The sequence below is a fragment of the Bacillus sp. 05T31 genome (assembly GCF_056396725.1).
This window is the reverse complement of record NZ_JBFTMA010000475.1, coordinates 1-3,520: the sequence shown is the minus strand read 5'-3', so window position 1 is coordinate 3,520 and position 3,520 is coordinate 1. Positions and strand designations below refer to the sequence as shown.

At 30.7% G+C, this 3,520-nt stretch carries 4 protein-coding genes; all 4 read left to right on the top strand.

The window, feature by feature from the left end; translation table 11 throughout:
* A partial coding sequence (locus tag AC1DJR_RS22230) for a polysaccharide deacetylase family protein (protein WP_477003517.1) occupies positions 1-714 on the top strand: 714 nt, incomplete at its 5' end.
* A gap of 92 nt (positions 715-806) precedes the next feature.
* The gene (locus AC1DJR_RS22225) at positions 807-1,487 is read left to right on the top strand and encodes a GDSL-type esterase/lipase family protein (RefSeq protein ID WP_429688471.1); all 681 of its coding nucleotides are present in this window, start codon (positions 807-809) and stop codon (positions 1,485-1,487) included.
* A gap of 428 nt (positions 1,488-1,915) precedes the next feature.
* A complete protein-coding gene (locus AC1DJR_RS22220) occupies positions 1,916-2,605 on the top strand; it encodes a GDSL-type esterase/lipase family protein (protein ID WP_429688472.1) in 690 nt (229 codons plus the stop codon).
* An 80-nt stretch (positions 2,606-2,685) separates the two neighbouring features.
* The coding region (locus AC1DJR_RS22215) for an MBOAT family O-acyltransferase (RefSeq protein WP_477003516.1) at positions 2,686-3,520 on the top strand (835 nt) is incomplete at its 3' end.

The window sequence follows — 3,520 nt, the reverse complement described above, 5'->3', positions numbered from 1 at the left end:
GGAGTAGCTAATGAAAGTATGAAACAAGTTAATACGCAACAACAAGAAAAGAAAAAGGAAACATCACCAGCAAAACAAAAAAGACCTGATGGAAAGCCAGTAGGAAAAGTTGTTTATTTAACATTTGATGACGGTCCAAGCGAATTGACTGGGAAATTTTTAGATGTACTAAAAGAGCAAAATGTTGCTTCGACATTTTTTATGCAAGGTAGTAATTTACAAAATACAGGTTTTCAGGAAAATGTAAAACGAGCAGTAAAAGAAGGACATTATATTGGTGCACATAGTATGACACATAATAGTGATAAGCTATACAAAAAGGGACAATTTGTACCAGAGATGAAAGAAACGTTAGATCTTATCCATAATATTACGGGAACAACTCCTAAACTAGTTCGCCCACCATATGGATCTGCACCAGGATTAAAGGGTGAGGAAATTCGTAATCAAATTGTAGAAGTTGGAATGAAAGTTTGGGATTGGACAATTGATTCAAATGATTGGAAATTAAAAGATAATCCCCAGCAAATTATAGAGGATGTAAAACGTACAACAACAGAAGATGTAGAAGTAGTGTTAATGCATGAAAAACCACAGACATTACAAGCACTTCCAGAAATCATTAAATTTTATAAGGAAAAAGGATATGAATTTGGAGTATACAATGAATCGGATCATTTTCAACTAAATTTCCAGAAAGATCAACGTCTATAGTATATACATGGTTATCTTTAAAAATTGGTTTTTATCAGTAAAAATGTTATCTAATTTTACTAATAAAAGCACTGTAAGGAAGGAAATTGTATATGATTAAAAAAATAATTACAATCCCATTGATAGGTATCATCGCTTTATCAGCTTGCGGAAATCCAGATAGTCAGAGAGATATTACTAGTCCAGTCTCTAAAATAGACTCTTCTTCTACCACTTTTGAAAAAGAGCACATCTCTTCGTCTAATATAGATACTTCGACATTTAAATCTATTTTTAAATCAAGTGTATTCTTAGGGGATTCCATTACAGATGGACTTCATGATATTGATATATTAGACGAAGAAAACATTGTAAGTGGTATAGGGAAATCAATTGGAGATGCTCAAAAAAATATAGAGCAAGTAGTTAATCAAAAACCGAAAAATATATTTATTTTACTTGGGTTATGTAATCTTAGTGAAACAAAAGAAGCTGCAATAACCCAATATTCTCAACTGATTCAAAAAATAAAAGAAAAATTACCTGATACAAAAATAAATATCCTATCAATTACACCAGTTACACCAGAACGTACACAAAAAGAAGAGCGTTATAAAAACATTAATGACTTTAATGCAGGATTTAAAGTGTTAGCAAAGAAAGAACAAGTGAATTTTATCGACTTGTCCCCGATATTTAAAGATAATCCAGACCTCTATGTTAAGGATGGCATCCATTTTAAATCTGAATTTTACCCGATTTGGTTAGAATATTTAAAAAATCAATTAAAATAAACAAAAAAGTGCTTTTATTATTAAGTTATTACTTTTAATGTGTTTAATGTTTAAAGTTAATATAAAAAGGAAGTGAACTATTGCTAGCTACAATAATTCGCTTCCTTTTTTGTTTAAACCAACACATATTCCCTATCTTGAAATCGACCGTTAACAAACCATTTCAGGGGTTATTAAACACATTTTTTTCAATCAAATTTCATATTCAATCTCAGAAATATAAGCATCAAATTATTCTTCTGTTAAGTTATTTAATAACTAATTTTCAAACTGTTGATTCTTTAAATTATATCTATATAATCTGCATCTCATCTTTACCTATAACGCTTAATCTATATTTTGTAAACGAAAGGTTCGCATTGAAAACAAAAATAACATTGCTATATACACCATCGCTTACGAAATAATGACTTGAGAGGAAGATAGAAATGTTAAAGAAAGTATGTGTTTGTCTACTTACGGGGGCCATTGCATTGACCTCCGCAGCCTGTGTAAATAACGGGGCTGAAAAACCATCAAATAAGGTTACTCAAAATGCTACGCATGAAAAACCATCGAAAGATAGTGCGTATAAACCTATTTTTAAAAACAGTTTATTCTTTGGAGATTCTATTACTGAAGGAATGATTGATCAAGAATTAATCGAAGATAAAAATATTATTGCTGACAAGGGGAAAGTTACAGCAATGGCTATAGAGGAAGATGTTAACAAAGTAGTAGAAAAGAAACCTGAACATATTTTTATGAGCTTTGGAACGAATGATTTACTGATGCCTATGGACCTCGAAGGAAAGCCTATCGAAAATCCAGTTAAGTTTTCAATAGATAACTATTCCAAATTAATACAAAAAATAAAAGAGAAACTTCCCAATGTAAGCATACACCTTTTATCTGTTACACCAGTTACAGATAGCGTATTACAGGAATATCCGCAATATAAACATATTGATGAATATAACGTGAAACTTAAAGAATTAGCAAAAACTGAGAAAGTAGAGTACATTGATTTATCTCCAATCTTTGAAAAAAACAAAGATGTTCATGATACAGATGGTGTGCATTTTAAAGCTGATTATTACAAGATACTACTTGAACAATTGAAAGGCTCTGTTAAGTAGTACCTATATTTGAAATTTACAGTTCTTATGTAAGGACTGTAAATTTTCAAGAAAAAATAATTGTAGGAGGTGAAAGAACAATGGTGTTCAGTAGTTTGATTTTTCTTTTCATATTCTTACCATTAGCTCTTATTGTTTATTATGTATCACCTAAAGTTCTTCGGAATTTGATATTATTTATCATCAGTCTCATTTTTTATGCATGGGGTGAGCCAGTGTATATAGTCATTATGATATTCTCCACTATATTTGACTATATTAATGGCATACTTATCGATAAGTATAGAAATCGTAAAGGTATCAAAAAGGCAATATTTATTAATTCTATTGTAATAAACTTAGGAATACTGGGATTCTTCAAATATTATGGTTTCGTAATAGAAAATATCAATACTCTTTTCAATTTAAATATTCAGGTCGAAACGCTTCCTCTTCCGGTGGGAATCTCATTCTATACTTTCCAAACGATGTCTTATGTGATTGATGTTTATTTAGGGAAAGTACAAGCGCAAAAAAATATTATTTCTTTTGGTACTTATGTTACGATGTTTCCTCAACTTGTTGCAGGCCCTATTGTGAAATACAGTGATATCGATAAACAATTACAAGAAAGAAAAGTAACATTAGATCGTTTTGGTGAAGGTATGGAATTATTTATTAGAGGACTTGCGTTAAAAGTACTTTTAGCTAATAATATAGGACTTCTTTGGACAAGCGTAAAAGCAACTTCTATATCGGAACTTACGATCCTTACAGCATGGATTGGGATTATTGCTTTTGCTTTCCAAATTTATTTTGACTTTAGAGGATATTCAGCTATGGCTCAAGGGTTAGGCAAAATGTTTGGGTTTGACTTTCCAGAAAACTTTAATTATCCCTATATATCAAAAAGTGTAACTGAGTTTTGGCGTAGAT

Excerpts from the sequence above, each read along its gene's own strand:
- AC1DJR_RS22220 (WP_429688472.1), top strand. The coding sequence starts at position 1,916 with ATGTTAAAGAAAGTATGTGTTTGTCTACTTACGGGGGCCATTGCATTG.
- AC1DJR_RS22225 (WP_429688471.1), top strand. The coding sequence starts at position 807 with ATGATTAAAAAAATAATTACAATCCCATTGATAGGTATCATCGCTTTA.